This is a genomic window from Aquimarina ulvae, assembly GCF_053613295.3.
In genome coordinates this window covers 1-1,325 of the sequence record NZ_JBSIBP030000045.1, presented here as the reverse complement: position 1 = coordinate 1,325, position 1,325 = coordinate 1, and the positions used below count along the sequence as shown (strand labels likewise).

2 protein-coding genes are annotated in these 1,325 nt (G+C 34.7%); both read left to right on the top strand.

Features of this window, described 5'->3' with window-relative positions; genetic code table 11:
• A partial coding sequence (locus ACWGOQ_RS24080) for a hypothetical protein (RefSeq protein ID WP_458202904.1) occupies nucleotides 1-814 on the top strand: 814 nt, incomplete at its 5' end.
• A gap of 7 nt (nucleotides 815-821) precedes the next feature.
• A complete protein-coding gene (locus ACWGOQ_RS24075; RefSeq protein WP_452060389.1) occupies nucleotides 822-1,133 on the top strand; it encodes a hypothetical protein in 312 nt (103 codons plus the stop codon).
• Nucleotides 1,134-1,325 lie beyond the last annotated feature (192 nt).

The window sequence follows — 1,325 nt, the reverse complement described above, 5'->3', positions numbered from 1 at the left end:
AGGAGTGCAATCTGATTGGTTGACCTCTTTTTCTGGAGGATATAGTTATGGTACGAATTTAGAAGGAGCTTTGGGCTCTTTAGGGTTTAGACCTGATAGTAATGCTACAGAACCTTGTTGTGGTGGCAAAAAAGGTAAGAACGGTCGTACTGTTACGATGATGACGGAAGATCTTGGTAATCCTATAATGCCTAGAAGTGAAACTGGGACTTCAGAAGTAACGAATCGTTATGCGTTTTCTGGTGATTTTGAAACCTGGCTGGCGCAAAATAATGACGATGGGTTCTTTCCAGATGATCCTGCGGAGGCATACGACTTGTATCAACAAGTTTATGGAAATCAACATACTGAGTATGCTGATGCAATGGATACGGCTAGAAATGAAGAAAAAGCCATGGCACATCTTAAAGTATGGATAACGTTCTTCCGTATGACTGAAGAAGTATTTTATGTGTTGCCAGGTTCTGCCTTTGGGTCTTTAGCTAAAGGATCTAGTAGGTTATTTAGATTTAACGGAATTCTACCTGATAGATTTACTGCTTTTAGAAATTTTGGAAATAATGAACTAGCAGCTTTTCAAAAAGCAGGAAATAAATTTTCTTTTGGGAAAGATTTTCAAGAAAAACAATTTTGGTTAGATCAGAAGGGATTAGATTTCTGGAAAAATTCGACTTTTGCTAAACCAAATACGATAAAAATAAGTCTTCCTCAATCTCACATGAGATATTATAGATTTTTAGATGGACATAATGCTTTAAGTTATGGCCCAGGAGACTTGCGAGCTTTAAATAATGTTTTTAGAATGGTCAAATAAAAATAATATGATGGTTAAGAAATATAAGTTTGAAATCTATTTTTATAACGAACACGCAGAGAATTATTCTAATTATTTTGAGAATAACGCTAGACTTCCAATTTGGAGAGAAGGTTATCCTGATGAAAATATGACTGCAGAGTTTTTAGATTATAGTAGATCTGATAATAAAATAATTGGGCACTTAAATGTTTTGTTAAGAAATGAAAAGGATTTGCTAAAATATGAGGGTAGAAAATATCTAATGAATCACCCTAATAGACTTGTTGGGCATCTGATTTTATTAGACAATGATTCTAGTTCTTCGAAGATTGATTAAGCTCTGCGACAGTTTATAACCCCAGCTCTTCGAAGATTGATTAGGCTCTGCGACAGTTTTTAACTTCGCAGCGGTATGAGTGAGAAATAAAGTAAAGACCAGTTACGATGTATGTTGTAGCTGGTTTTTTTAATCTGGTATAAATGTTGGGTCTCTTTTTTCTGGTAATTGAAGATCTTGATTAAATTCAGG